This is a genomic window from Dyella kyungheensis, assembly GCF_049913195.1.
In the GTDB taxonomy this organism is placed as follows: domain Bacteria; phylum Pseudomonadota; class Gammaproteobacteria; order Xanthomonadales; family Rhodanobacteraceae; genus Dyella; species Dyella kyungheensis.
Map to the genome: position 1 here is coordinate 1,750,119 of NZ_CP183983.1, position 26,690 is coordinate 1,776,808.

General features: G+C 66.1%; 29 protein-coding genes, 1 tRNA gene and 1 other RNA gene. 25 read left to right on the forward strand and 6 right to left on the reverse strand.

Going from position 1 to position 26,690, the window contains the following annotated elements:
• Positions 1-90 precede the first annotated feature (90 nt).
• From ACN9MB_RS07695 to ACN9MB_RS07725, 7 genes are all read left to right on the forward strand, one after another.
• Positions 91-183, forward strand: a tRNA-Ser gene (locus tag ACN9MB_RS07695).
• Positions 184-243: 60 nt separating this feature from the next.
• Positions 244-340, forward strand: an RNA gene (gene ffs / locus ACN9MB_RS07700) — signal recognition particle sRNA small type.
• A gap of 96 nt (positions 341-436) precedes the next feature.
• A complete protein-coding gene (dnaX, locus tag ACN9MB_RS07705; RefSeq protein ID WP_426271390.1) occupies positions 437-2,131 on the forward strand; it encodes a DNA polymerase III subunit gamma/tau in 1,695 nt (564 codons plus the stop codon).
• Between the two features lie 21 nt (positions 2,132-2,152).
• Positions 2,153-2,476 (forward strand): YbaB/EbfC family nucleoid-associated protein, encoded by a 324-nt coding sequence (locus ACN9MB_RS07710; protein ID WP_046970131.1) that lies wholly within the window; start codon positions 2,153-2,155, stop codon positions 2,474-2,476.
• Between the two features lie 140 nt (positions 2,477-2,616).
• A complete protein-coding gene (recR, locus tag ACN9MB_RS07715) occupies positions 2,617-3,210 on the forward strand; it encodes a recombination mediator RecR (protein WP_204634523.1) in 594 nt (197 codons plus the stop codon).
• 5 nt (positions 3,211-3,215) lie between these two features.
• Positions 3,216-3,623 (forward strand): GNAT family N-acetyltransferase, encoded by a 408-nt coding sequence (locus tag ACN9MB_RS07720; RefSeq protein WP_426271391.1) that lies wholly within the window; start codon positions 3,216-3,218, stop codon positions 3,621-3,623.
• 188 nt (positions 3,624-3,811) lie between these two features.
• A complete protein-coding gene (locus ACN9MB_RS07725; RefSeq protein WP_204634525.1) occupies positions 3,812-4,156 on the forward strand; it encodes a histidine triad nucleotide-binding protein in 345 nt (114 codons plus the stop codon).
• 61 nt (positions 4,157-4,217) lie between these two features.
• On the opposite strand, the gene ACN9MB_RS07730 is transcribed toward ACN9MB_RS07725, so the two are convergent.
• The 4 genes from ACN9MB_RS07730 to ACN9MB_RS07745 are packed head-to-tail and all read right to left on the reverse strand — an operon-like array spanning position 4,218 to position 8,738.
• Complete coding sequence (locus ACN9MB_RS07730; RefSeq protein ID WP_426271392.1) at positions 4,218-4,826, reverse strand: Slp family lipoprotein; 609 nt, start codon at positions 4,824-4,826, stop codon at positions 4,218-4,220.
• A 47-nt stretch (positions 4,827-4,873) separates the two neighbouring features.
• On the reverse strand, positions 4,874-6,844 hold the full coding sequence (locus ACN9MB_RS07735) for a transglutaminase TgpA family protein (protein WP_426271393.1): 1,971 nt from the start codon (positions 6,842-6,844) through the stop codon (positions 4,874-4,876).
• Positions 6,841-7,797, reverse strand: coding sequence for a DUF58 domain-containing protein (locus tag ACN9MB_RS07740; protein WP_426271394.1), 957 nt, complete (start codon positions 7,795-7,797; stop codon positions 6,841-6,843). Before ACN9MB_RS07740 ends, ACN9MB_RS07735 begins: the two co-directional genes overlap by 4 nt.
• On the reverse strand, positions 7,797-8,738 hold the full coding sequence (locus ACN9MB_RS07745; protein ID WP_204634528.1) for an AAA family ATPase: 942 nt from the start codon (positions 8,736-8,738) through the stop codon (positions 7,797-7,799). Before ACN9MB_RS07745 ends, ACN9MB_RS07740 begins: the two co-directional genes overlap by 1 nt.
• Positions 8,739-8,779: 41 nt before the next feature.
• Here ACN9MB_RS07745 and ACN9MB_RS07750 point away from each other — a divergent pair, with 41 nt between their 5' ends.
• A complete protein-coding gene (locus ACN9MB_RS07750) occupies positions 8,780-10,375 on the forward strand; it encodes an ArnT family glycosyltransferase (RefSeq protein ID WP_426271395.1) in 1,596 nt (531 codons plus the stop codon).
• Between the two features lie 6 nt (positions 10,376-10,381).
• Here the strand turns inward: ACN9MB_RS07750 and ACN9MB_RS07755 are convergent, their stop codons facing one another.
• Positions 10,382-10,966, reverse strand: a complete 585-nt coding sequence (locus ACN9MB_RS07755) for a Maf family protein (protein ID WP_426271396.1) — start codon at positions 10,964-10,966, stop codon at positions 10,382-10,384.
• Positions 10,963-11,418, reverse strand: a complete 456-nt coding sequence (locus ACN9MB_RS07760; protein WP_204634531.1) for a hypothetical protein — start codon at positions 11,416-11,418, stop codon at positions 10,963-10,965. Before ACN9MB_RS07760 ends, ACN9MB_RS07755 begins: the two co-directional genes overlap by 4 nt.
• 135 nt (positions 11,419-11,553) lie before the next feature.
• Here ACN9MB_RS07760 and ACN9MB_RS07765 point away from each other — a divergent pair, with 135 nt between their 5' ends.
• The 17 genes from ACN9MB_RS07765 to ACN9MB_RS07845 all read left to right on the forward strand — a co-directional run bounded on the left by ACN9MB_RS07765 (position 11,554) and on the right by ACN9MB_RS07845 (position 26,685).
• Entirely contained in the window at positions 11,554-12,072 is a 519-nt protein-coding gene (locus ACN9MB_RS07765; protein WP_425490756.1) for a YceD family protein, read from the forward strand.
• Positions 12,073-12,090: 18 nt separating this feature from the next.
• The gene (rpmF, locus tag ACN9MB_RS07770; RefSeq protein WP_046970143.1) at positions 12,091-12,285 is read left to right on the forward strand and encodes a 50S ribosomal protein L32; all 195 of its coding nucleotides are present in this window, start codon (positions 12,091-12,093) and stop codon (positions 12,283-12,285) included.
• 137 nt (positions 12,286-12,422) lie between these two features.
• On the forward strand, positions 12,423-13,397 hold the full coding sequence (locus ACN9MB_RS07775; RefSeq protein WP_046970144.1) for a beta-ketoacyl-ACP synthase III: 975 nt from the start codon (positions 12,423-12,425) through the stop codon (positions 13,395-13,397).
• A 269-nt stretch (positions 13,398-13,666) separates the two neighbouring features.
• The gene (fabD, locus tag ACN9MB_RS07780) at positions 13,667-14,614 is read left to right on the forward strand and encodes an ACP S-malonyltransferase (protein ID WP_426271397.1); all 948 of its coding nucleotides are present in this window, start codon (positions 13,667-13,669) and stop codon (positions 14,612-14,614) included.
• 69 nt (positions 14,615-14,683) lie between these two features.
• Complete coding sequence (gene fabG, locus ACN9MB_RS07785) at positions 14,684-15,427, forward strand: 3-oxoacyl-ACP reductase FabG (RefSeq protein ID WP_204634533.1); 744 nt, start codon at positions 14,684-14,686, stop codon at positions 15,425-15,427.
• Between the two features lie 303 nt (positions 15,428-15,730).
• A complete protein-coding gene (acpP, locus tag ACN9MB_RS07790; RefSeq protein ID WP_019466215.1) occupies positions 15,731-15,970 on the forward strand; it encodes an acyl carrier protein in 240 nt (79 codons plus the stop codon).
• 207 nt (positions 15,971-16,177) lie between these two features.
• On the forward strand, positions 16,178-17,416 hold the full coding sequence (gene fabF, locus ACN9MB_RS07795) for a beta-ketoacyl-ACP synthase II (RefSeq protein ID WP_204634534.1): 1,239 nt from the start codon (positions 16,178-16,180) through the stop codon (positions 17,414-17,416).
• Between the two features lie 5 nt (positions 17,417-17,421).
• Positions 17,422-18,774, forward strand: a complete 1,353-nt coding sequence (locus tag ACN9MB_RS07800) for an aminodeoxychorismate synthase component I (RefSeq protein ID WP_426271398.1) — start codon at positions 17,422-17,424, stop codon at positions 18,772-18,774.
• Positions 18,774-19,598, forward strand: a complete 825-nt coding sequence (gene pabC / locus ACN9MB_RS07805) for an aminodeoxychorismate lyase (RefSeq protein WP_426271399.1) — start codon at positions 18,774-18,776, stop codon at positions 19,596-19,598. Before ACN9MB_RS07800 ends, pabC begins: the two co-directional genes overlap by 1 nt.
• Positions 19,595-20,632 (forward strand): endolytic transglycosylase MltG, encoded by a 1,038-nt coding sequence (gene mltG / locus ACN9MB_RS07810; protein WP_426271400.1) that lies wholly within the window; start codon positions 19,595-19,597, stop codon positions 20,630-20,632. Before pabC ends, mltG begins: the two co-directional genes overlap by 4 nt.
• Entirely contained in the window at positions 20,623-21,261 is a 639-nt protein-coding gene (tmk, locus tag ACN9MB_RS07815; protein WP_204634538.1) for a dTMP kinase, read from the forward strand. The genes mltG and tmk overlap by 10 nt, the downstream gene beginning before the upstream one ends.
• Positions 21,258-22,193 carry a DNA polymerase III subunit delta' gene (gene holB / locus ACN9MB_RS07820; protein WP_426271401.1) on the forward strand — a complete coding sequence of 312 codons (936 nt, stop codon included), beginning with the start codon at positions 21,258-21,260 and terminating at the stop codon, positions 22,191-22,193. Before tmk ends, holB begins: the two co-directional genes overlap by 4 nt.
• Before the next feature lie 83 nt (positions 22,194-22,276).
• Positions 22,277-23,899: a hypothetical protein gene (locus tag ACN9MB_RS07825; RefSeq protein WP_426271402.1), complete on the forward strand. Its 1,623-nt coding sequence runs from the start codon at positions 22,277-22,279 to the stop codon at positions 23,897-23,899.
• A 1-nt stretch (position 23,900) separates the two neighbouring features.
• Positions 23,901-24,830, forward strand: a complete 930-nt coding sequence (locus ACN9MB_RS07830) for a PIG-L deacetylase family protein (protein ID WP_426271403.1) — start codon at positions 23,901-23,903, stop codon at positions 24,828-24,830.
• 311 nt (positions 24,831-25,141) lie between these two features.
• Positions 25,142-25,498 carry a PilZ domain-containing protein gene (locus ACN9MB_RS07835; protein ID WP_204634542.1) on the forward strand — a complete coding sequence of 119 codons (357 nt, stop codon included), beginning with the start codon at positions 25,142-25,144 and terminating at the stop codon, positions 25,496-25,498.
• 282 nt (positions 25,499-25,780) lie between these two features.
• Positions 25,781-26,137 (forward strand): NADH-quinone oxidoreductase subunit A, encoded by a 357-nt coding sequence (locus ACN9MB_RS07840; RefSeq protein WP_121880989.1) that lies wholly within the window; start codon positions 25,781-25,783, stop codon positions 26,135-26,137.
• Positions 26,128-26,685 carry a NuoB/complex I 20 kDa subunit family protein gene (locus ACN9MB_RS07845; protein WP_046970156.1) on the forward strand — a complete coding sequence of 186 codons (558 nt, stop codon included), beginning with the start codon at positions 26,128-26,130 and terminating at the stop codon, positions 26,683-26,685. Before ACN9MB_RS07840 ends, ACN9MB_RS07845 begins: the two co-directional genes overlap by 10 nt.
• Positions 26,686-26,690 lie beyond the last annotated feature (5 nt).

Consider the following 26,690-nt stretch of genomic DNA (forward strand, 5'->3'; position numbering starts at 1 on the left):
GGCGGCTATCTTGTGTGAAGGGCGCCGTCCCGTTATCCTTTCGCCTCTTTGCCGGGGCCTTTAGGCTCTGGCGAGCGGTTTCACCATTGCGGAGAGGTGTCCGAGTGGTTGAAGGAGCACGCCTGGAAAGTGTGTATACGGCTTATCCCCGTATCGCGGGTTCGAATCCCGCCCTCTCCGCCAGTGAGTGAAACCGGGCACCGACCCTGAGTCGGCGCACAATGTACGTCTCTATGGTGGCCCTGTCGGTCCCCCCGCGACGATAGTTCGTAAATTCCGCCAGGCCCGGAAGGGAGCAACGGTAGCGAATGATTCGGGTGCCGGGGTGTGGCTGGCAGGGCCGCCGCCTTTTCAGGCACCGCCAAGCTGAGTCAGTCGCTACTGACTTACTACGCCCCGCTTGGCACAATCGGACCTTGCCCCAAGGTATAGCCGAATGTCCTATCAGGTCCTCGCACGCAAGTGGCGCCCCCGCAAGTTCGCTGAACTGGTCGGGCAGGAGCACGTCGTGCGCGCGCTCACCAATGCGCTCGACACCGGCCGCATGCACCACGCCTACCTGTTCACCGGTACCCGTGGCGTGGGCAAGACCACCATTGCCCGCATCTTCGCCAAGTCGCTCAACTGCGAGCGCGGCGAATCGGCCGATCCCTGCGGCGAGTGCGCCGTGTGCACGGCGGTGGACCAGGGGCGCTTCGTCGACCTGCTGGAGATCGACGCGGCCAGCAACACCGGCGTGGACGATGTGCGCGAGGTGATCGAGAACGCGCAATACGCCCCCGCCCGCGGCCGCTTCAAGGTGTACCTGGTCGACGAGGTGCACATGCTCTCCAAGCCGGCCTTCAACGCCTTGCTGAAGACGCTGGAAGAGCCGCCGCCGCACGTGAAGTTCCTGCTCGCCACCACCGATCCGCAGAAGCTGCCGGTGACGGTGCTGTCGCGCTGCCTGAAGTTCAATCTCAAGCGCCTGCTGCCGGAGCAGATCTCCGGGCAGATGCGCCACATCCTGGGCGCGGAAAACATTTCCTACGAAGACGCCGCCATCGCCGAACTGGCGCGCGGCGCGGACGGTTCGTTGCGCGACGGCCTGTCCCTGCTCGACCAGGCCATCGCCTATGGCGGCGGTTCGCTGCGCGTCGATGACGTGCGCGCCATGCTGGGCAGCGTCGCACGCGGTCAGGTGCTGGGCCTGCTGCAGGCGCTGGCCGAAGGCAACGGCGAATCGCTGATGGCCGAGTGCACGCGCATTGCCTCGTACTCGCCGGATTTCGGCGGCGTGCTGGACGATCTTGCCAGCGTGCTGCACCGGATCCAGCTGATCCAGCTGGTACCGGGCTACCGTCCGGAAGAGAACGGCAGCGACGACAGTGCGTTGATCGAACTCGCGCAACAGCTGGCTCCGGAAGACGTGCAGCTGTACTACCAGATCGCCACCACCGGCCGCCGCGATCTCGCGCTGGCGCCCGATGCGCGCACGGGTTTCGAAATGGCCATCCTGCGCATGCTGGCGTTTCGTCCGGCCGACGGCGGTGGTTCTTCGCAGGCCGAACGTCCGGCAGCGAGCGCCGCACCCCGCGCGCCGGCCCCCGCGCCGCGTACGGCTGCGCCCGTGGCCAACGAACGCATGCACGTGGCCAGCGTCGCGGCGCCGTCACCGGCGCGCGCGGCTCCCATCCCCGAACCCGTGGCAGCACCCGTGGCGGCTGCCCCTGCGCCCCGGGTGACGGTGGCGGTGGATGCCCGCGGCCTGCCGCACTGGGACAGCCTGATCGAGCACGCCAACTTCCGCGGTCCGCTGGGACAGCTTGCACAGAACGCCGTCCTGCGCGATCGCGAAGGCCATACGCTGGTGCTCGCATTGCAGCCCATGCACATGCATCTGGCGGTCGAACCGATGGTCGGCCAGATGGAAGACCGGGTCAGCCAGGCGCTGGGCGAACGCGTGAAGCTGCGCTTCGTCGAAGAGCACGGCGCGGCCGGCGAAACCGTTGCGGCACGCGCCGCGAGTGCCCGCGTGGCTGCCCAGTCGGCGGCCGAGCAGGCCATCGAAGAAGATCCTCTGGTGCAGTCGCTCAAGCGCGAATTCGGCGCGCGAGTGGTGCCGCAGTCGATCAAGCCGTTTGAAAACTGAAAGCGATAGCGGAGTTATCCCATGAGAGGACAGATCGGTCAGCTGATGCAGCAGGCCCAGCGCATGCAGGAAGAGATGAAGCGTGCGCAGGAAGAGATCGCCAAGCTCGAAGTCACCGGCAGCGCCGGCGGCGGATTGGTCACCGTGTTGATGACGGGCGTGCATGAAGTGCGCCGCGTGCAGATCGACCGCAAGCTGTTTGCCGATGATCCGGAAATGGCCGAAGACCTGGTGGCCGCCGCGATCAACGATGCGGTGAACAAGGTGGCGGACGTCAGCAAGAACAAGCTCGGTGGCGTGACCTCGGGCATGAACCTGCCGCCCGGTTTCAAGATGCCGTTCTAAGCTTGTCAGTCTGTGGGAGCGCACCCTGTGCGCGACAACCTACGGAGCGGGGATGCGGCTGCGAAACCCGGTAACCGGGTCGACGCTTCAACGCCGCGGTCGCGCACAGGGTGCGCTCCTACAGTGATCTTGTTGGATTCATGAGCAAACTTCTCACCGATCTCATCGAAGCGTTGCGTTGCCTGCCCGGCGTGGGCGGCAAGAGTGCGCAGCGCATGGCGTTCCACCTGCTGGAGCGCGACCGCGAGCGTGGCCAGCGCCTGGCGCAGGTGCTGGAGCAGGCCATGCGCGAGATCGGCAACTGCTCGCGCTGCCGCAACTTCAGTGAAACGCCGGTATGCCATCTGTGCTCCAGCAGCAGCCGCGATCGCCAGGTGTTGTGCGTGGTGGAATCGCCCACCGAATTGGCGGCGATCGAACAGGCGACGGGCTATCGCGGCCAGTACTTCGTGCTGCTGGGGCGTCTGTCGCCGCTGGATGGGCTGGGCCCGGAAGAGCTTGGCCTCGATCTCCTGACGGAGCGGCTGGGCGAAGGCGAGATCGAGGAAATGATCATCGCCACCAATCCCACCGTGGAAGGCGAAGCCACCGCGCACTATCTAGCACAGCTGGCGCGCGCCGCGAACGTGCGCCCCACGCGCCTGGCCCACGGCGTGCCGCTGGGCGGCGAGCTTGAATACGTCGACCGCGGCACGCTGGCGCACGCCTTCGGCAGCCGCCAGTCGCTGGACTGAAGGCGATGACGCCAACGCTCACCTTGGAGATTCCTGGCAACCAGGAATACCGCACGCTGCGCAGCGCGGCCGGCCTGAGCATGATGACGGAAGAGGGCGCCGCACTTGGCTTGCCGGCCAGTTGGTGCTCGGTGTGCGTGCGCCACGAGGGCGAGCTGATCGGCATGGGGCGCGTGGTGGGCGATGGCGGCCTGTTCCTGTTCGTGGTCGATATCGCGGTGGCGCCGGCATGGCAGGGTCAGGGCCTGGGACGCCGCATCATGCAGGCGCTGATGGACGAGGTGCATGCACGCGCACCCGTTCACACCATGGTGGCATTGATCGCGGACGGCACCGCGCATGCCCTCTACGCAAAATTCGGTTTCAAGCTGGTGGCGCCGGGCGCACACGGTATGCTGCTGCGGTTGTCATAAGAGCCTGTTCAATGCCTTCACGTAGCCCGCGTTGTTTCACCCCAAGGGCCGGGTCTGTTTGCCCGCAGCCCGGCGTCATCACTCAGTCGTGTACGGACGTACACTCCATCGTTCTTCCTTGGTCTGCGCGCAAACAGATCCCGCCGCGGGCCACGTGAAGGCATTGAACAGGCTCCAGGAGCTAAGACATGGGCGATACCATCTTCGGCAAGATCATCCGCCGTGAAATCCCCGCCGATATCGTCTACGAGGACGATGACGTGCTGGCCTTTCGCGACCTCAATGCGCAAGCGCCGGTGCACGTCCTGTTCGTGCCCAAGAAGCCGATCGCGACGCTGGACAGCGCCACCGCTGCCGACGCGGAATTGCTGGGCAAGCTGCTGTTGGCCGCTGCGGCGTACGCGCGCAACGAAGGTTTGGCCGAGCAGGGCTATCGCACGGTGATCAACTGCAACGAGCATGGCGGCCAGACCGTGTTTCATCTGCATGTGCACCTGCTGGCCGGTCGCCAGATGCATTGGCCGCCGGGTTGAACCAGGCTGTTCCCGCGCACAAAAAAACGCCGGCGAAAGCCGGCGTTTCTTGTTGGATCGATCAGCGGTGCGGCGGCGGCGGGGGCGGGCGCACGATCACGCGCGTGCCGTAGTAGCCACCATAGCCACCCCAGCCACCCCATCCGCCCCACGGACCCCAACCCGGACCCCAATAGGGACCCCAGAACGGGTCGTAGTAGCCTGGGCCGTAATAATTCACTGCCACACGCTTGGGCCACAGGTAGACCACGTTGGCCTGGACGCGCGGGTAGGCGTAGTTGTACTCGCCGATCTTCTCCGACGTCGTGCCCTGGATGACGCCCGTGACGGTGATGTCGCGGCCGCGGGTGAACACTTCCGGATCATAGAAGCCGGCGCGGCAGGCCACGAAGCGGCCCTGCGTTTCGCTGTCCGAGCTTGCCGCCACGGGGCGCGCCTGATCGTCCAGCGGGCGTTGCAGCACGTAGAAGCAGGTTTCCTGCGGACCGGGCTTGGTATCGATGATCTGGCCGCCCCAGCGAACCTGGGCGCCGCTGGCGCCATTGCCTTCCTGCTGGGCCGAAACGGAGTTGACCTGGGTGAACGTGCCCTGCAGCGGTTGCGGCACCGTTGCGCAGGCCGCGAGCGTGGCCACTGCGGTCGCGAGAATCAACGGCTTGTACATGGACATGACGCTTCTCCATCGTGTGGTGGATGCGGCGCATCCACGGTTCAATATCATTTGACCACGCGACGCGGCCGAAAGTCCCGCGCCGCCTGTCGAAAGTTTCTCAGCAAGTCAGCTGGCGGTTCGTCATGTGCATAACGCAGGTCCAGGTAAGTCCTCATCAGCTGTTCCAGCTCGACGCGCTGGCTGGGGAGGGCCCGTGCGGCGCGGCTGAAATAGTGCTGCGGTCCTTCGCTGTGCCGGCGGGTGACGCCTGCCGAAGCCAATCGCTTTTCCAACAGCTTCATAGCAGTACGTGCCTGATCCGCTTCCGGGCGTTGCCATACGGCCCATAGCAAACCACCCACGGCGAACAGCGAACCGCCGATGGCGAGCAGCAACCCCAGCAAACCCACACCGGTGTCGTGCACGCCAAACGGCGTCAGCAGTCCACGCTGCCGAAGCGTGTCAAAGCCGATAACGCCTTGGTTCCACCACTGGTTGACGATGTCCCAGCGGTTGCGCCATGCCAGCCACCATTGATTGCCTGCCCAGCCAGCTGCCGTGGCATTGGCTGCCGCGGAGCCCTGGCTGACGCGTTCAGGTCGAACCGCCGCGGTGGGATCCATGCGTACCCAGCCCCGGCCTGGCAGCCATATTTCACTCCATGCGTGGGCATCGGCCTGACGCACCAGCAGGTAATTGCCGATGCGATTCCAGTAGCCACCCTGATAGCCGGTGACTACCCGCGCAGGAATGCCGGCGGCGCGCATCAGCACCACGAACGACGATGCGTAGTGCTCGCAGAATCCTTCGTGCGTGCTGAACAGGAAATCGTCGACGGTATTGCGGCCCAGCGGAGGCGGGCCCAGCGTGTAACTGAAGCCGCCGTCGTGGAACAGCGTCATGGCGGCCTGCACGATGGCCGCGTCGTTGTCGCCGTATTGCGCGCGCCACCGCTGGCCCAGCGCGTGCGCCTGCGGATCGAACCCGGCCGGCAACTGCAGGGCGCGGCGGCGCTCGCGTTCGCTCAGCTGTCCCTGCAGGCGATAGCTGGGCGCCGAGCGCAACGAATACACCAGCGGATCGTTCACTGGCCGTTCGGCGCGCATCTCGCGGTCGGGTCCCATGTGCGCCGCCTGGGGGGCATCGAGCGGAACGTCGAGCACGGGCAGCACGCGCTGGCCGGTCGCTTCCAGGGCAATCGTGTACTGAATGGCGGGGCCATGCTCGACGGCGGCCGGTGCGCCATCGAGCTCCCGGCGATTCCAGGTGCGTCCGTCGTAGTTCCACAACACGTAGGCACGGAAATAGCGCTGCGCATTCGGTGGCGGCGTGCCGACGAAGGTCACGCGCATCGCCGGCCGATCGTCCATCAGCAGTTCGGAGAAGTCGCCGGGCGACATGTCCTCGCTCAAGCCCGTACGGCCTTGCGTGCTATTGGGCGCCCCCCACAGCGGAGAGCTCAGCCGCGGCACGAACACGAAGGCCAGCAGCGCCAGCGGCAGCGAAGCGCCGAGCAGGCGCAGCGCGGGCAGGAGTTCGCGCGGAAGCGAAGTTTCCGGTCGTGCGGGCTGTAGCGCGCGCAAAGTAGCCAGCGCCGGCAGCAGTCCCAGCCCGACCAGCGCCGTCGCCACCATGCCTTGGTCGAACAGCAGCGCCGTCATCAGGGCAAAGCAGGAAAACGCGGCGCCCACGCGCGCGTCGCGGGGTGTTTCGGTCTCGAACAACTTGAGCACCAGCAGGCCCGCCACCAGCGCGGCGCCCGGCTCGCGGCCGAACAGCGTGTCGTAGTGGTAAATCACCGCGGCCGTGAGCAAGGCCAGCAGCGCCAGTTTCAGATAGCCGGGCGCCCGGCCGCCGCGATGACGGCGTTGCCACCAGCGCAGGCCTAGCATGGCGGCCAGCACCACGGTCAGCCAGGCCGGCAGATGTGGTGAATGCACGCCCAGCACCACCGCCACGGTGATGCAAAGCAGATCGAAGGGGCGCCGTTCGAGCGGCGCCTGATGCTTGTGGCGGAACAGGCGCAGGCCGATCACGGCAGTTGTGCCAGCGCATTCATGCAATGCGCGTAATGGCTGCGGCCGTGGCCCAGCGCGATATCTTCCGTCGGCAACCACAGGCTGGTGGGACGTCCCACCGTTTCGGCTTCACCCAACCAGCGGGCCAAGCGCGCGATGCGCGCTTCGGGCGTGAGCTGGGCCAGCTGGCGCCAGTCCAGGTGCCACTCCTCCTGCGCCTCGGGCTGCTCGAAGTCCTTGACCAGCAGGTTTTCGTGTCGCGCGCTGTGCTTCCACGCGATATGCCGCTGCGGATCGCCTGCGCGATAGGCCCGCAGTGCGGCGATGTCTTCGCCCTGGTGCAAGCGCTGCTGCCGACCCGCCTCGCCGGGAACCGCCGGCGGCGGACCGCCGCTTTCAGGGCGCGGCCACACCAGCACCGACTGCTCAGGATGGAGCCAGCTCCAGGCATGGAACAGCCCCAGCGGCCAGTTGCTCCACAGCTTGATGCGCGGCATCGGGCGCCATCCGCGACGATGCGTATCCAGCTGCAGGTTCAGCACGGTTTCGCCATGCGCGCCGATGGAGAACGCTTCGGTCTGCTCGTTCATGTCCGCATGCACCGACGCATGCGCGTGCTCGCTGCCGGCGAACACCAGGTGGACGGCCATGGGCTCGCCGGCAATCGCCTGGCCCTGGCGGATGGCGGTCAGCTTCAGGCCGTTGAGGCTGCGAAAGGCGATCAGCATGCTCGCCGAGCTGGCCGAGCCGAGCAGGCAGGTGAGCATCAGTGCGGCGTTGTTGGTGTAGTTCAACGCGCCCAGCAGCATGATCAACAGAAGCACGGTAAACGCCGCGCCGAATGCGGTGGGCACGATGTAGACGCGCCGCCGATGCAGCACGATGGGCAGGCTTTCCGGGCGCTTGTGTCGCGTGAGCGCGGGCAGGCGCCGTTCCGCCCAGGCCTGCGCGCGACGAATCGCGGCGAGCATTAATCCACCGCGACGTCGGCGAGCAGGCTGCGGGCGAGGCTGTCGCCGCTGGCGCCGCGCGTGGTAACCAGGCGATGGGCCGCCAACGGCACGAACAGCGCCTGGATGTCTTCCGGCAACACGTGCTGGCGGCCGCTCAGCATCGCCCAGGCGCGCGCCGCACTCAGCAGGGCGAGCCCCGCGCGTGGCGACAGGCCCACGCGCACATCCGCGTGACGTCGGCTGGCGGCGAGCAAGGCCTGCAGGTAGTCGAGCAGGGCGGAGCTGGCAGTCACCGCCTGCGCCTGCCGCGCCAATGCGGAGAGACCCGCCACATCCAGTTGCGGCGTGAGCTGGGCCAGCAGGTCGCGGCGATCGCTGCCGGTGAGCAGCGCGCGTTCGGCGGCCGCGTCCGGATAGTCCAGCGAGACGCGGAGCATGAAGCGGTCCAGCTGCGAATCGGGCAGCGGGAAGGTGCCCGCGAGATCGAGCGGATTCTGCGTGGCAACCACGAAGAACGGCTGCGGAAGGATATGCGTCTGGCCGTCCACCGTGACCTGGCCTTCCGCCATCGACTCGAGCAGGGCGCTTTGGGTCTTGGGCGTGGCGCGGTTGATTTCATCGGCGAGCAGCAGGCCGGTGAAGATCGGGCCGGGATGGAAGCGGAACTGGCCCGTCTCGCGCTCGTACACGCTCACGCCGATAATGTCCGACGGCAGCAGGTCGCTGGTGAACTGCACGCGCTGGAAATCCAGCTCGAAGCTGGCAGCCAACGCGTGGGCCAGCGTGGTCTTGCCTACGCCGGGCACGTCTTCCAGCAGAAGATGGCCGCCCGCGAGCAGGCAGGTGAAGGCCAGCTTGACCTGGCGCGGCTTGCCCAGCAGCACGCGGTTGACCTGGGCCATGCTGGCTTCCAGGCGCGTGCGTAGCGATTCATCGTGGAGCGGAGTAATGGCGGACATGGGTTTCTGGCAGCGAGGAAGGGCAATGCAGGGCAGAGCGCATGCGTGACAGCCGCAGTGTAGCGGCGGGTCTCGCACGCTGGCGAGCCGTCTTCGTGATCGCCTTCGCGCTGTTGTGCATGGTCAAGCTGATGCTTGCCGCCTCGCTGTCACCGTTTGGTGACGAGGCGTTCTACTGGCAGGAAAGCCGTCACCTCGCCTGGGGCTACAGCGACCTGCCGCCGCTCACGGCGTTGCTGATCCGCCTGGGCGAAAGCGTCGCCGGCCACAGCGTGTTCGGCATGCGCTGGCCCTTCCTGCTGATCGGCGGCGCCTTGCCGTGGCTGGTGCGCGCGTTTGCGCGCGAGGCCTTCGACGAACGGACCGGCTGGCAGGCCGCGCTGCTTTGTCTGGCCCTGCCGCTGGCCGGCAGCCTGGGCGTGCTGGCACTGCCGGACGTGCCGCTGACAGTGGCGATCATGCTGGCCCTGGTGGCGCTGGCGCGGGCCGTGGATCGGGACCGCTTGCGCGACTGGCTGCTGCTTGGCGCCGCACTGGGCGTGTGTTGGCTGACCCACTACCGCGCCGCCATGCCGATGCTCGCGGGCCTGTTGTTTTGCCTGATGAGCCGTCGCGGCCGCGCGTTGTGGCGCCGACCAGGGCTATGGCTGGCGCTGCTGGTTGGCGCGCTCGGGCTGGTCCCGTTGCTGGTGTCCAACTGGCAACAGCACGGCGCCAGCGTGGCCTTCCAGCTGATGGAGCGCAACCCGTGGCAGTTCCATGCCGATGCGCTGGTGCAGCCGCTGGAGCAGGCACTCGCCTGCACGCCGTTGTTGTACGCGCTGCTGTTGTGGGCCGCATGGACGAGCTGGCGCCGTCGTGGCGACGGACGTCCGTGGGACCTCATCGCCATCGTGTCCTGCAGCTTCATCGCGATTTATTTCGTGCTTGGACTGTTTGCGGACGACGTGCGCTTCCGCGCGCACTGGCCGTTGCCCGGGTATCTGCCGTTGCTGGCGGCGTTGCCGCTCTTGCTGCGCGAGCGTTTGCCATGGCGACGCGGCTGGCTGGTGGCTGCCTTTGCGCTGGCGGCTGCCGGCCAACTTGGCGGTCTCGCTTATCTGGGACTCGCCGCCAGCGACAACGGTGCGCGCGTGCTGGCAGGCGTCAAGGCGTTTCCTGCGCGTTTCGTCGGCTGGCGTGAAAGCGGCGAAATGGCGGGCGATCTGCTCACGTCACATCCGGGCGTGTTGGTGGCGGATAACTTCATGCTCGCGGCGGAAATCGATTTCCAGCTCGGCGGCAGCGTGCCCGTCTATGCGCTCGACAATCCGCTCAATGTGAAACACGGCCGCGCACCGCAACTGGCGATCTGGCAGCGCGATGAAGCGTCGCTGCGACGAACGCATGGCGGCGAACCGATGTTGCTTGCCGTCGATGAAAAGGCCTTGCGCGTGCGCGAACGCGAGGATTGGCTGCGCACGCTGTGCGGGCGCATCAGCCAGCCGATGGCGCTGTCCCGACTGGATCTGTTCGATGGACGGCGGCGCATGGCGTTCTATGTGGGCAGCGTGCCGGCGACGCTGCCGGTGACGTCAACGAGCGACGATGCCTGCTTGATCTGGCGTCGCGCGGCGCAGGCCGAACAGCCGCGCTGACATCGATCAGGGCAGGGCAATGCCCGCTTCGCGCAGCAGCCGGCTCAGCGCAATGAGAGGCAAGCCGATCAGGGCCGAAGGATCTTCATTGTCGATGCGCTCGAACAGGCTGATGCCCAGCCCTTCGCACTTGAAACTGCCGGCGCAATCGAGCGGCTGTTCGCGTTCGATGTAGCGATCGATCTCGTCCGTGCCCAGGCTGCGGAACTTCACCACGGTGTGATCGACATGCACCCGGTCTTCGCCCGAGCGGGTGTCGTGCAGGCATAGCGCGGTGTGGAAGTGCACCTCGTGCCCCGAGCTGGCGCTCAGCTGCTCGCGCGCACGCTGCGCGGTGCCGGGTTTGTCCAGGACGGCGCCGCCCAATTCGGCGACCTGATCCGAACCGATGACGAGCGCATCGTCCAGCCCCTCCGCCGCGGCGCGGGCCTTGGCGATGGCGAGACGGAGTGCGCGATCGCGTGGCGTTTCATCGGCGAGCGGCGTCTCGTCGGTGCCGGGCGCACGCTGTTCGAAATCGGCGACGACGCGGCGGAGCAGTTCGGCCCGGTAGCGAGAGGTCGAGCCCAGCACGAGCGTGGGCTGACTCACGCGTCGTGTTCCCGGCGCAGGTGCTCGCGCATCGCGCTGTCCAGCTCGTGCTGGGCGCGATCCAGCGCTGCCAGCAGCGGACGCAGGCGATCGCGGGTATCATTCATGGATGCGACGGCCTTATCCAGCTCCTCTTGCGAGGCGGTCGGGGCGGTGTCGCGGATCCAGATGCGTTGGGCAAGCAGCGAGCGCAGGCCGGCATCGATCGCATGGCGTGCCTCCTGTTCGCTGCTGGCGGGCAGGTCGGGATTCAACGACATTACCGCGTGGGCCTGCTGCAGGCCGGCTCGGCAGGTCTTGAGATCGCCTTCCAGCCGGTCGGCCAGTTCCAGCAGCCGATGCAGGCTCAGGGCGCGGCGATCGGCCCGGCGCCGGTAGGCCAGGGTCATACCGACCAGGGCCGCGGCAATGATGATCAGGGCAGCGATGCCGAGGATCAGGTAGGGATTCACGGGGCGGCCGGCTCGCAGACTGGGGTGTCCAAAGTCTGCCGTACCAGCGCCGTTCAGGCAAAACCCGCGTTGTTGCTGTCTCCAGGCGGCCGGCGTGTTGACTTCAACGTGTTGTAATTCTAAGATTTCGGGTCTATGTCCGTGACACTGCCAGAGTCCGTGGACGCTTGGCGCATGGTCTCGGCGCGGCGTTCGTTCGAAGGGGAAGTACCCGTGGTCGCCATGAAGCGATTGGGTGGCGCCCTGGCCGAAACGGACGGAACGGCGCGATACGAGCTGGATTTTGGCCGGGATGAGTTTGGTACGGCGTACCTCGATGTCCGCGTCCAGGTTCCGCTCACGCTGACCTGCCAGCGCAGCTTGGAAACGTTCGTCTTGCCCGTGACGGTCGATAGCCGGCTGGGCCTGATCCGTTCCGAGCGCGACGAAGCGGCCCTGCCGCCCAACGTCGAACCGCTGCTGGTGGCTGACGACAGCAAGCTGAGCTTGCTGGATGTCATCGAGGACGAATTGTTGTTGGCATTGCCGCTGGTCCCGGTGAACCCGGACAGCACGCTGCCTGAAGAAGTAACAGGGCCGACGCCGGAAGAAATTTCCAGCGAAAGGCGTACCGATAACCCGTTCGCGGTTTTGCGCGAACTCAAGAAAAACTGATTTAGCTGGAGATTCGCCATGGCCGTTGCCAAGAGCCGCAAGACCCCGTCCACCCGCGGCATGCGTCGTTCGCACGATGCGCTGAAGACCGTGCAGCTGTCGACCGATCCGACCAGTGGCGAAGTGCATCTGCGCCATCACGTCACCAAGGACGGCTACTACCGCGGCAAGAAGGTCATCCAGACCGCCGGTGCGGTGGTCGAAGAGGATTGATCGTTCCCGCAAGGGATACGGTTCCGCATGGCGGCGCGATTTCGCGCCGCTTTGCGTTTATGCGATCACCCACGTAACGTTCACGGTTTGGAAGCGGCTCACGGCCGCTTCATCCCAACCCGTCGCATGGAAAGTTAATGGCCCAGATTTACGCCCGCATCACCGGCACCGGCAGCGCGCTGCCCGAGCGAGTGGTGACCAACGCCGATCTAGAGAAGATCGTCGAGACCAGTGACGAATGGATTGTCAGCCGTACCGGCATTCAACGCCGCCATATCGCCGCTGAGGGCCAGACCACCGGTGACCTTGCCACCGAGGCCGCGGAACGCGCCCTGGAGGCTGCCGGCGTCAAGGCGTCGGAGCTTGATCTGATCGTGCTCGGCACGACGACGCCGGACATCATTTTCCCGTCCACCGCCTGTCTTGTGCAGCATCGTCTGGGCGCCAACGGTTGCGCGGCGTTCGACGTCAATGCGGCCTGTTCGGGCTTCGTCTACGCGCTGGGCATTGCCGACAAGTTCATCCGCAGCGGCCAGTCCAAGAAAGTGCTGGTGATCGGCGCGGAAACGCTGACCCGCATGGTCGACTGGACCGAGCGCGAAACCTGCGTGCTGTTCGGCGACGGCGCTGGCGCCGTGGTGCTGGAAGCCTCGGAAGAGCCGGGCATCTACGCCACGCTGCTGCATGCCGACGGCGGCTTCAAGCATCTGCTGTACAACCCCGTGGGCGTTTCGGTCGGCTTCAAGGACGAGCCCAACCACGGCGTGCGCATCAACATGGCTGGCCGCGAAGTGTTCAAGGTCGCCGTGAAGACGCTCGACTCGCTGGTCGACGAAACGTTGCAGGCCGCTGGCATGGACGAGTCGCAGATCGACTGGCTGATTCCGCACCAGGCCAACCTGCGCATCATCGAGGCAACGGCCAAGCGCCTGAAGATGCCGATGGAGCAGGTGATCGTCACCGTGCAGGAACACGCCAACACCTCGTCGGGCTCGGTGCCGCTGGCGCTGGATTACGCGGTGCGTTCGGGCAAGGTCAAGCGTGGGCAGAATCTGCTGCTGGAAGCCTTTGGTGGCGGGTTTACGTGGGCGTCGGCGCTGCTGCGTTATTGATTGCCTCAAGTTCGATGAAAGGCCGCCTGCGGGCGGCTTTTTTTTGCCCGTCATTCCGGCGCGGGCCGGAAACCCGTAGCGGTGAGCTGCGTTTATCGCGAGCGCCTCCACAGGCTCCTGCGACAACCAAGCCATGCGGCCACTGGATTCCGGCCTGCGCCGGAATGACGGGAAAGTGAGGCGATCGGGCCCTCTGTGACCAAATACAGCTGCGTATGGCGCTGATTACTGGCACCATTCCGTTTTTCGATTTCAGAAAACCCCTATCCATGACCGATACCGCCGCCACGCTCGCTTTCGTTTTCCCTGGCCAGGGTTCGCAATCCGTGGGCATGCTGGCTGAGCTGGCCGCTGCGCACGCGGAAGTGAAGGCCACGTTTGACGAGGCGTCGCAGGGCGCGGGCATCGACCTGTGGGCGCTCAGCCAGCAGGGTCCGGAAGAAGACCTCAACCGCACCGAGAACACGCAGCCGGCGCTGCTCGCCGCCAGCGTGGCGGTGTGGCGCGTGTGGCAGAAGCTCGGTGGCGCGATGCCGGCGCAGATGTCCGGCCACAGCCTGGGCGAGTACAGCGCGCTGGTGTGTGCGGGCGCGCTGTCGCTGCACGACGCCGCTGAGCTGGTCGCCGAGCGCGGCCGCCTGATGCAGGCCGCGGTGCCGCCGGGCGTCGGTGCGATGGCCGCCATCCTCGGTGGCGACGATGCGCAGATCGCGGAAGTGTGCGAGGAAGTCGCGCAGGGCCAGGTGGTATCGCCGGCCAACTTCAACTCGCCCGGCCAGCTTGTCATCGCGGGCAATGCCGAGGCGGTGGATCGCGCGCTGGCCAAGCTGGCGGAGCAGGGGGTGAAGAAGGCCATCAAGCTCGCTGTGTCGGTACCTTCGCATTGCGCACTGATGCGCGATGCGGCCGATCGCCTGGGTGAGCGCATGGCGTCGATCGACTGGACGTTGCCGTCGGTGCCGGTGGTGCAGAACGCCGAAGCGCGCAGCTACGACAACCTGGAAGACATTCGCGGTGCCTTGCAGCGCCAGCTGTACCTGCCGGTGCGCTGGACCCAATGCGTGCAGGCGCTGGTCGCGGGCGGTGCGACGCGCATCGTTGAAGCTGGCCCGGGCAAGGTGCTGGCCGGCCTTATCAAGCGCATCGACAAGAGCGTGGAAGCGCGCGCCATCGGCACGCCGGCCGAGCTGGACGCCGCTCGCGCCGAGTGGGCCTGATTTCCCGCATCTTCCAACGATTCATGCGACTGGACGGCTCGACGTCCAGCCATCCAAAGGAAACGACAGATGAGCAAGACACTGCAAGGTGAGATCGCCCTCGTCACGGGTGCCAGCCGCGGCATCGGTGCCGCCATTGCCGATGAACTGGCCGCGCAGGGCGCCACCGTCATCGGTACCGCGACCAGCGACAGCGGCGCCGCCGCGATCGGCGAACGCCTTGCCGCGCACGGCGGCCATGGCCGCATGCTCAACGTGACCGACGGTGCTTCCATCGATGCGCTCATCGATGGCATCGCCAAGGAATTCGGCCCGGTCTCGATCCTGGTGAACAACGCCGGCATCACCCGCGACCAGCTGCTGATGCGCATGCGCGACGACGACTGGCAGGCGATTCTCGATACCAATCTCACCTCGGTGTACCGCGCCTCCAAGGCGGTGATGCGCGGCATGATGAAGGCGCGCAAGGGCCGCATCATTTCGATTGCCTCGGTGGTCGGCGTCACCGGCAATCCGGGCCAGTCCAACTATGCGGCGGCCAAGGCCGGCATCATTGCGTTCTCCAAGTCGCTGGCGCGCGAGATCGGTTCGCGCGGCATCACCGTGAACGTGGTGGCGCCGGGCTTCATCGACACCGACATGACGCGTTCGCTGCCCGAGGACGCCCGTCAGGCGCTGCTGGGCCAGATCGCGCTGGGTCACCTGGGCGAAGCGACGGATATTGCGAAGGCCGTGGGCTTCCTGGCCTCCCCGTCGGCGGCCTACATCACCGGCGAGACGCTGCATGTGAACGGCGGCATGTACATGCCCTAAGTCGTGAAGAAAGGGCCGCAAGCCCTTCTCGCGTCCTTCATTGTCTGAAATGGCCGGATGGCCTGCCAGCCCTGCTGGCAGGCGGTTTGGCGCGCCGGCGCGGGCCGGCTTAACACGGAGTTGTCGCAAGCTACATCGTTTTAGGCGACAATTGCTTCTTTCGCGCCGGTCCCGTGGCCTGCGTATCACCATTGCTGGCGGATCATGGCGGCCTTGCGGCTTAACCACTACAATCCGCCGGCCATATGTCGGCCTTATGTCCGGCGTTGATCAGGTAACTACTCCTTGGGAGGTATTGGCAACATGAGCACCATCGAAGAGCGCGTCAAGAAAATCGTCATCGAGCAGCTGGGCGTGAAGGAAGAGGAAGTCACGGCGAACGCTTCGTTCGTGGACGATCTGGGCGCTGATTCGCTGGACACCGTCGAGCTGGTCATGGCCCTCGAGGAAGAGTTCGAGACCGAGATTCCGGACGAAGAGGCCGAGAAGATCACCACGGTGCAGCAGGCTGTTGACTACATCAAGGCCCACACCAAGGAGTGATCGCTCTGCTGCGACGACGCCATGCGTCTGTCCACTAGCGATACCGGAAGCTGCGCCACATTGGCGCAGTTTTCGTTTCTGCATTTTGCAACGTCCTGTCCCGTATGGTGCGCACGGCGCACTGCACGGCCCGGATGACGTGGCCACGAATGACGCAGATTGCCTGCCGCCATCGATAGAGCCACGGATACACAAGGGAACATCAGCATGAGCAAACGACGTGTGGTTGTAACCGGGCTGGGCATCATTTCCCCGGTCGGCAACGATGTCACGACGGCCTGGGACAACATCCTCAAGGGCGTCAGCGGCATCGGTGAGGTTACCCATTTCGACGCCACCGCCTATGCCACGCGCATCGCCGGTCAGGTACGTGATTTCGATCCGGCGCAGTGGATTGCCCCGAAAGAGATCAAGAAGATGGATCCGTTCATCCATTACGGCATCGCCGCGGGCACGCAAGCCCTGCGCGATTCCGGCCTGGAAGTGACGGAAGCGAACGCGCCGCGCATCGGCGTGGCCGTGGCGGCCGGCATCGGCGGCCTGCATACCATCGAACATACGTCGATCGAACTGCACGACAAGGGACCGCGTCGCGTGTCGCCGTTCTTCGTGCCGTCCTCGATCATCAACATGGTGTCCGGTCACCTGTCGATCATGTACGGCCTCAAGGGCCCGAACATCGCCTGCGTCACCGCCTGCACCACCGGTACGCACAACATCGGCCTGGCCGCGCGCATGATCCAGTACGGCGATGCCGACGTGATGATCGCCGGCGGCGCCGAGTTCGCCACCACCGGCACGGCGATGGCGGGCTTCTGCTCGGCCAAGGCCATGTCTACCCGCAACGATGAGCCGACCAAGGCCAGCCGTCCGTGGGACAAGGATCGCGACGGTTTCGTGCTGTCCGACGGCGCCGGCGTGCTGGTGCTGGAAGAGTACGAACACGCCAAGGCTCGCGGCGCGAAGATCTACGCGGAGCTGGTCGGTTTCGGCATGAGCGGCGACGCTTTCCACATCACTGCCCCGAGCGAAGGTGGCGAAGGTGCGGCGCGCAGCATGGACACCGCACTGAAGGACGGCCATCTGAACCCGACCGACGTGCAGTACGTCAACGCGCACGGCACCTCCACGCCGCTGGGCGACCTGGGTGAAGTGCTGGCCGCCAAGCGCGTGTTCGGCGACCACGCCTACAAGCTGGCGATGAGCTCGACCAAGTCGGCCACCGGGCACTTGCTGGGTGCTGCGGGCGGCGTGGAAGCGATCTTCACCATCCTCGCCCTGCGCGACCAGGTGCTGCCGCCGACCATCAACCTGGACGAGCCGGGCGAAGGCTGCGATCTGGATTTCGTGCCGCACACCGCGCGCGAAGCGAAGTTCGACGTGGCCATCTCCAACTCGTTCGGCTTCGGCGGCACCAACGGCACGCTGGCATTCCGTCGCATTTGAGCGACGTGACCGCGTTTCATCGCAAGACCCTGCACGGCCGGCGCGATCTCCTCGCGCCGGCCGCTGCATTTCCGGAGCGTTATCCGGGCCTTTTGCAGAGCGTGACCCACGGTACGCCGCAGGCGCGCTACGACATTCTGTTTGCCTTCCCGCAGGAGACGCTGTCGTTGCTGGCCGATGGCCGGCTGATCGATGGCCACGGGCTTGCGCGGGAAGGCCGTTTTCTCGACGCGCTCGACCATGCGTGGCGCGACGCACGTGCACCGCGCGATGCCTCCAGCGACCTGCCGTTCCATGGCGGCTGGCTGCTGCTGATGAACTACGAGCTGGTCGGCGAGATCGAGGCGCGTTTGCGCCTGCGACCGTCGGAAGCATTGCCGACGGCGATGGCATTGCGTTGCCCTGCCGCGGTGATCGTCGATCACGCCCGCAACTGCACCGTGCTGGTGGCGGAGGAGGGGCATTCGTCCCTGCTCGACGCGATGGAAGCCGATCTCCAGATTAGCCTGGAACTCGCAACGCTTCCTGCACCGACGCGTTGTGGCGAGGACGATCCATCGCTGTTCCTCGAGGGCGTGGCGCGCATCCACGAACACCTGCATGCGGGCGACATCTTCCAGGTGAACCTCTCGCGGGCGTGGCATGCGCATTACGCGACACCGCCTGTGCCTGCGCAGTTGTACCAGTCGTTGCGTCAAGCCAATCCCGCACCGTTCGCGGGCTTGTTCCAGCAGCCAGGTTGGGCGGTGGTGAGTTCTTCGCCCGAACGTTTGGTGGAAGTGCGCGATGGGCTGGCGCAGACGCGGCCGATCGCCGGCACGCGTCCGCGTACGCCGGGCGACGACGACGTGGCGCGTATCCGCGAACTCAGCACGCATCCCAAGGAGCGCGCCGAGCACGTGATGCTGATCGACCTGGAGCGCAACGACCTGGGTCGCGTGTGTGTGCCGGGCACGGTCGAGGTCGACGAGCTGATGGTGGTGGAAAGCTACGCGCACGTGCACCACATCGTGTCCAACGTGCGTGGACGTTTGCGCACTGAAGTGACGCCGGGCGAAGTGATTGCCGCGACGTTTCCGGGCGGCACCATCACCGGTTGCCCCAAGGTGCGCTGCATGGAAATCATTGCCGCGTTGGAAGACGCGCCGCGTGGTGCCTATACCGGTGCACTCGGCTACCTGGATCGGAACGGCGACCTGGATCTCAACATCCTTATCCGCACGTTCACGCTGGTGGGCCAGGACGTCACTTTCCGCGCCGGCGCCGGCATCGTGGCCGATTCGGTGGCGGAGAAGGAACTGGACGAGACGCGCGCCAAGGCACGCGGCCTGTTGCGCGCCCTGGGAGTGCAGGGCTGATGTCTGCCCGCCTGCTGGTCAACGGCGAGCCGTCGACCACTGTGTCGGCCTTCGATCGCGGCTTGTCCTACGGCGACGGGCTGTTTGAAACGATTCGTTTCGTGCGTGGCGTGGCGCCGCTCTGGGAGCGGCACATGGCGCGCTTGCACGAGGGTTGCCTACGCTTGCGTCAACCGTTGCCCGATGAGGAAACGCTGCTGCGCGAAGCGGGCAGGGTGATCGACGGAACCGAACACGCCGTCGTGCGCATCACCTTGACGCGCGGCGTAGGGGAGCGGGGCTATGCGCCGCCTCCGGCGCCCGCGCCAACCCGCATCGTGGCTGGCTTCGACGCGCCTGTCATGAGTGGCGATGCGTATGCGGCGGGTCTGCGCGTGCGCTGGTGTGAGACGCAGCTGGCCGCGCAGCCGCTGCTGGCTGGCCTCAAGCACCTCAATCGGCTGGAGCAGGTGTTGGCGCGTGCTGAGTGGTCCGATCCGGCCATCGGCGAAGGCCTGCTCCGCGACCTGGATGGGCGGCTGATCTCAGGCACCATGACCAATCTGTTCGCCGTGCTTGGGGGCGTGCTGGTGACGCCGGCGCTGGATCGCTGCGGCGTGGCGGGCGTGGCGCGTGCGGAAGTTCTCGCCCACCGGCCGGAGGCGCAGATGCGCGACATGCATCCGGCCGAACTGGCCAACGCCAGCGAGCTTTTTCTCAGCTCCAGCGTGCGGGGCATTTTGCCTGTTCAGGCCTTGGGCGATACCGTGTATGTTCCGGGGCCGGTCACCCGTGCTTTGCAACGGCACTGGCGCGGCCTGGGTTTTCCGATGGAGCAGGCATGAGTCGACACAAGATGCAGGGACGGGCGCTATGGCGCGGCTTGATCGTGCTGGTATTGCTGGCGATCGCCGGCGGCCTCGTCTACGGCTGGATGGACTATCAACGTTTCGTCGGCACGCCGCTGACGGTGTCGGCCGAGGCGCCCAGCGTCGATGTGGCCAAGGGCAGCAGCCTGCGCGATGTGGTCGGCCAATTGCATGAGCAGCATGCGACGAATACACACCCGCTGTACTGGCGCGTGCTGGCCGAACAGTTGCGCGTCGCCGGCCGCCTGCATGCGGGCGAATACGCGCTGACGGCCGGCATGACGCCGCGCGACCTGCTGCTGAACATGGCGACGGGCAGGGTGGTGCAACGCAACTTCACCATCGTGGACGGCTGGAATTTCCACGAACTGCGCCAGGCCCTGGCCAAGGCCGACAAGCTGAAGCAGGACGCCGCCAGCCTGGACGACGAAGCGCTGATGGCGAAGATCGGCGCGCCGGGCGAAATGCCCGAGGGGCGTTTTCTGCCCGAAACCTATGCCTATGTGAAAGGCGACAGCGATCTGGACGTCCTGCGCCGCGCGCATGCCGCGATGACCAAGCTGCTCGATGCGCAGTGGTCGAAGCGCGACACCCAAGTGCCGCTGGCAACGCCGTACGACGCGCTGATCCTTGCCTCCATCGTGGAGAAGGAAACCGGCCGCGCCGACGAGCGGCCGCGCATCGCCGGCGTGTTCATCCGCCGCCTGCAGAGCCACATGCTGCTGCAGACCGATCCCTCCGTGATCTACGGCATGGGCGACACGTATACGGGCAACATCCACAAGTCCGATCTCACCACCGATACCCCGTACAACACCTATACGCGCGCCGGCCTGCCGCCGACGCCCATTGCCATGCCGGGCAAGCCGGCCATCGAAGCGGCGCTGCATCCCGCCTCCGGCACCGAGCTCTATTTCGTGGCGCGCGGCGACGGCACGCACGTGTTCTCCAGTACGCTGGACGAACACAATCGGAACGTTGCCTGTTTTCAGCTGAAGCGATGCCAATGACGCGCGGAAAACTCATCACGCTCGAAGGTGGCGAAGGCGCCGGCAAGAGCACGCTGCTGGCGGGCCTGCAGAAGCACCTACTGGCGCAGGGCGTCGCGCTGGTGCAGACGCGCGAACCCGGCGGCACGCCGCTGGGCGAGGCAGTGCGCGCCATCGTGCTCGATCCCGTGCATCGCGAGATGTGCGCGGAATCGGAATTGCTGCTGATGTTCGCCTCGCGCGCGCAGCTGGTGCGCGAATGCGTCGAGCCCGCGCTCGCTGCCGGGCAGTGGGTGTTGTGTGATCGCTTCACCGACGCGAGCTATGCCTATCAGGGCGGTGGCCGTGGCGTACCGAACGAGCGCATCGCCACGCTGGAGCAATGGGCTACCGGCGGCCTGACGCCCGATCTCACCTTGCTGCTCGATCTTCCCGTGGCCACCGGCCGTGCTCGCGCCGCGGGCCGTGGCGAAGCCGATCGCATCGAAGTGGAAGGCGACACGTTCTTCGAGCGCGTGCGTGCCGCTTATCGTGCGCGCGCCGCCGCCGAACCGCAGCGCTTCCGCCTCATCGATGCGACGCTGACACCGCCGGAAGTGCTGGCTGCGGCCATCGATGCCACGCGTCATCTGTTCGGAGCGCCGGCATGAGCCCGATGCCCTGGCATGCCGAACACTGGGCGCGGCTGCAGGCGCGCCGTGCGCGCGATGCCATGCCGCATGCGCTGCTCTTGTGCGGGCCCAAGGGCCTGGGCAAGCGCGACTTCATGCGCCGCTTCGCCGAAGGTCTGCTGTGCCAGCAGACGCAGGACGGCGAACCCTGCGGGCGGTGCCGCAGTTGCCTGTTGTTTGCCGCCGGCACCCATCCGGATTTTGCGACGCTGAGCTTCGGCTTGCGCAAGGACGGCGTGCAGCGCAGCGAGATCGTGGTCGACCAGATTCGCGATCTCTCCGCACGCCTGGCCATGTCCAGTCAGTTCGGTGGCTGGCAGGTCGTCTGCGTCGACCCCGCCGACGCCATGAACGCCGCGGCGGCCAATGCGCTGCTCAAGACGCTGGAAGAGCCCTCGCAACAGACCTTGCTGTTGCTGGTGGCCGACGCGCCATGGCGGTTGCCGCAGACGATACGCAGTCGCTGCCAGCGCATCGAATTTCATCTGCCGCCGCGCGAGGACGCGCTGGCCTGGTTGCAGCAGCAAGGCGTGAAGGATGCGGCTGTTGCGCTCGATGCGGCAGGCGGCAATCCCGGCCTGGCGTGTGCGTGGGCACAGGAAGGCGCGTTGGCGCGCCGGCAGGAGGTGCGCAAGGATCTTGGCGCCTTGGCGGCCGGCCGCGGCGAAGCGATGGAAGTGGCGCGCCGCTGGCTCGACAACGAACCCGAACAACGCCTGTGGTTTGCCGCGCAGGCGGCGGCCGAAGAGATCAAGGCGCGCGCCACCACGGCGTCCGGCCCGCTGGCCAGCCAGCTCGATGCCGAAGGTCTCGACCAGTGGTACATGGCGGCCAACCGCACGCGCGAATCGTTGCGCGGTCCGCTGCGTGGCGATCTGTTGTTGCTGGAGTTGCTGGCGCGCTGGCACTGAGAAAACTCTGACAACGAAAGCCTCGGCATGGCGTTTTACTTGGCGGAAAGCCCACTGACAGGCCCTCTGCCTACGCTGCCCCGATGAAGTTTGCTTCCCAACGCCATCTCTCCATTTGGCCGTGGATATCGCTTCTGTTCCTGCTGGTCCTGCGACTGGCATGGCTCAATGCGTACACGCTCAATTCGGACGAAGCCCAACACGCGCACGTTGCCTGGGCGTGGACGCAGGGGCTGCTGCCTTATCGCGATGTGTTCGACAACCACGGCCCGCTGTTCAGTTGGCTGCATTCGCCGTTGCTGAAGTGGCTGGACAACCGTCCCGATGTGCTGACCTGGCTGCGTCTGGCGATGCAGTTCTGGTACGTCATCGCCCTGGGTTCGGCGGGCTGGATGGCGCAGCGCCTCTACGGATGGCGAGTGGCCGCGGTGGTGGTGCTGGTGGCCGGTTTGTTCCCGCGTTTCTTCGTGGTCAGCGGACAGTTCCGCACCGACGACATGTGGATGGCGATGTGGCTGCTGGGTCTGGCCTTCGTGGCGGGAACGCCGCCGCGCCTGTGGCGTTACTTCGTGGCCGGCCTGGCCATGGGCTGCGCGCTGGCCGTATCGCAAAAGACGCTGGTGTTGCTGGTCACCACGGTGGTCGCTGCCGGGGTGGTTCGCTTGTTGCGTCCATCCGATGCACCGCGTGCCGGTGTGCACTGCTGGATGGCTGCATTGCTGGGCGTGCTGGTGGTGCCCGGCATTTTCCTCGTCTGGCTGGGCGCGCATGGTCTGCTGCAGGACGCCTGGTACGCGCTGGCGCAGTACAACGTCGGCGGCGCCAACAAGCGTCATGCGGCGCAGCAGGGCCTGTGGTTTCTGATTCTTGCGGCCGTGCTGATCGTCATCTGCATACGCGAGGCGCGCCAGCGTTCGGAAGGCGGCTTCGACTGGACCGTGTTCTTCGCCCTGCAGGGCGGCTTGTACCTGCTGCTGATCTGGTTCATCTGGCCGCTCATCACGCGGCAGGATTTTCTTCCGGTAGTGCCCACGCTGGTGATTGCCGCGGCGGGTTGGGCGGCGACCTGGCAATGGTTGGGTTCGCGCCCGCGACTGCGCGGCGTCTTGCTGATCGCCTTGCTGGTGGCGGAGCTGGCGGCGGTCTTCGCCGAATCGCCGCCGTGGCAGGATGCCCTTGCCGAACAGCGCAATGAACTGTCGAGCGTGCTGCGTTATACGAACGAAACCGACACGGTGATGGACCCCAAGGGCGACACGATTTTCCGCAACCGCCCGTACTATCCGGTGCTGGAAAGCCTGGCCATGCGGCGCCTGCGTCGCGGGCAGATGGCCGACACCATCGTCGACGACCTGGTCAACCATCGGACCATGCTGGTGGTCCTGCGTCGCCTGCCGCCGTCGAGCGCCCGCTTCGTGATGCTCAATTATGTGCAGGCCGGGGGAGACATCTGGATCGCGGGACGTATGCTTCCCGATCACCAGCTCAGCCAGACGATGGAAGTGAATGTACCCGGAGACTATGTCGTGACCGATGGACACCAGCGCCTCAGCGGCAGCCTCGACGGTGCGCCGGCGGCGGATCACTGGTTGCTGACCCGCGGCACGCACCACCTGGTGCTGAGCGGCGGCACACCGGTGGCCCTGGTGTGGTCGCAGGCCTTCGATCGCGGCTGGCGTCCGGCGCCTCCTGTCACGGGAGGCTGAGATGTCGCTGAGTCTGAACGCCGGCACGCGCCTGCTGGTGGTCGCGCCGCACCCGGATGACGAATCGATCGCCACCGGCGAGTTGATCCAGCAGGTGCGCCAGGCCGGCGGCGAGGTGCGGATCCTGCTGCTTACCAACGGGGACAACAATCCCTGGCCGCAGCGCTGGGTCGAGCGGCGGATACGGATCGGCGAGGACGATCGCCGCCGCTGGGGCGAACGGCGCCGCAGCGAGGTGGCCCGCGCCCTGGCCCAACTCGGGGTGGATGCCCAGGCGCTGCAGCCGCAGGGCTGGCCCGACATGGGCATCACCAGCCGGGTGTGCGATGCGCTGGGCGCCAGCGTGGCCGTCATCAGCGAGTGCCTGGAGGCGTTTCGCCCCACCCTGGTGGCCTTGCCCTCGCTGGGCGACCGTCATCCCGATCACGGTGCCGCCCACGTGCTGACCCGGTTGGGCGTGGCCCGCTGGCAGGGCGAGGCGCCGCGCATGCTGGCCTATCTCGTCCATGGTCGCGAGCCAGCGGCGACCGGCCGCGTGAAGCTCGACTCCTCGGTGGGGCTGCATATGAACAAGATGGCGGCACTGGCCTGCCATCAGAGCCAGATGGCCTTGAGCGGCAAGCGCATGCGCCGCCTGGCCGATCGGGGCGAACGCTACCAATGGGTGCGGCGAACGCCGAGCGGGGCCGACTCGGCCGTGCTGCCCTGGCAACCGCCGCCGTATCTCCAGCGCTGGCTGCGGCTGACCCTGGTCGATCAGCAGGGCGTCCGCGAATGGCCCTGGCGCCAGGCGCCGCTGGCGATGGACGGGCAGGGGCGTCACGTGCTGCATGGGCTGGACCCGGCGGCCACCGGTCCGCGCTTCCTCAAGCTGCACATGAACCTGCCGTCGCCATGGATCTTCGATCGCTGGGGTTGGTGCGAGCTTTAAGGGCCTGGGTCGCCTCGGTAATTGTTTCCCCTCAGCGTCATTCCGGTGCAGGCCGGAATCCAGTAGCGAACACGTCAGGTGGTCGCGTTGGCAGAACTTGCTCTGGTGAGGTTTTGCGAAAGCCTGGCACTGAGGCCACTGGATTCCGGCCTGCGCCGGAATGACACTGAGGGGTTGGGTGGCGCCAGGCAAGAATTGGACTCCAGGCGCCATACCCCGTCACATTCCCTCGACATCTCGCTTGTGACAAAGCCCGGCCGCTCGCTACGATGCGGCCAGGGGCGCTGCATCAGTGGCGTACAGGAGCACGCATGAATCCGGCCATTGCCGCCCGCCAGGGCATCATTTCGTTGAAGATCAAGGACACGGCGTCGCTCTACAACGCCTATATGCCTTATCTGAAGAACGGTGGCCTGTTCGCGCCCACGGCCCAGAAGTACGCGCTGGGCGACGAAGTGGTGCTGCTGATCAACCTGACCGACGAAGGCGAGCGCCTGTCCGTGGCCGGCAAGGTGGTCTGGGTGACGCCGATCGGCGCGCAGGGCAATCGCACGGCCGGTATCGGCGTGCAGTTCAACGAGTCGACCGACGGCGAAGTGGCCCGCACCCGCATCGAGAACATTCTGGCTGGCCTGACCGGATCAGAGCGTCCTACTCACACCATGTAAGACCTTGGTCGCAATGCCTTGCGGCCTAGCCCACGCGGGTTCACTGAAGCCCTGCAAATCGCCTACCAAATAGCCGTCAAGGCTTGTTGTTGTTAAGCGCACTGATACAATGTCGCGATCCCTCGATTCAGATCGAGGGAAGTCGGACGCTCGCTGCCCCCAATGCACGTGATCGTGGCGCCTAGCCCTTGGCCCTCGCGGGTCATGCCGAACCCAAGTTCCGCGGACCGTTTCCCCGACGGTCACTGATGCGCCAATGAAGGCGCGGAGGTACGTTTCATCGTGCTTGCCCAATACTGGCCCATTCTGCTCTTCATCGGCGTAGCAGCCGGCTTAGGCGTGGTGCTTCTGGTCATCGGCCTGCTGGCCGGCCCGCGTCGCCCCGAGTCCGAGAAGCTCTCGCCGTACGAGTGCGGCTTCGAGGCCTTCGAAGACGCGCGCATGCGTTTCGACGTGCGCTATTACCTGTTGGCGATCCTGTTCATCATCTTCGACCTGGAAATTGCGTTTCTGTTTCCGTGGGCCGTAGTGTTCACCAAGATCGGCCTGATTGCCCTGGTCGAGATGGCGCTGTTCCTGCTGCTGCTGGTCATCGGCTTTGCTTACGTGTGGAAGAAGGGAGCACTGGAATGGGAGTGATCTCGTCGCTCGACCGGGTGATGCACAACCCGCAGCCGTTGAACCTGGTGGACGACATCCTGCGTCCGGCCGAGGACAACCCCGTCATGCAGCGCGGCTTCGCCACCACCAGCGTCGATGCGCTGATGAACTGGGCGCGCACCGGTTCGATGTGGCCGATGACCTTTGGTCTGGCCTGCTGCGCCGTGGAAATGATGCATGCCGGCGCCGCGCGCCTGGACCTGGACCGCTACGGCGTGGTGTTCCGTCCCAGTCCGCGCCAGTCCGACGTGATGATCGTGGCCGGTACGCTGGTCAACAAGATGGCGCCGGCGTTGCGCAAGGTCTATGACCAGATGCCGGACCCCAAGTGGGTCATCTCGATGGGTAGCTGCGCCAACGGCGGCGGCTACTACCACTACTCGTATTCGGTGGTGCGTGGCTGCGATCGCATCGTGCCGGTGGACATCTACGTGCCGGGCTGCCCGCCGACGGCCGAAGCGCTGATCCACGGCATCCTGCAGTTGCAGAAGAAGATCCGCCGCACCAACACCATCGCGCGTTCCTGACAAAG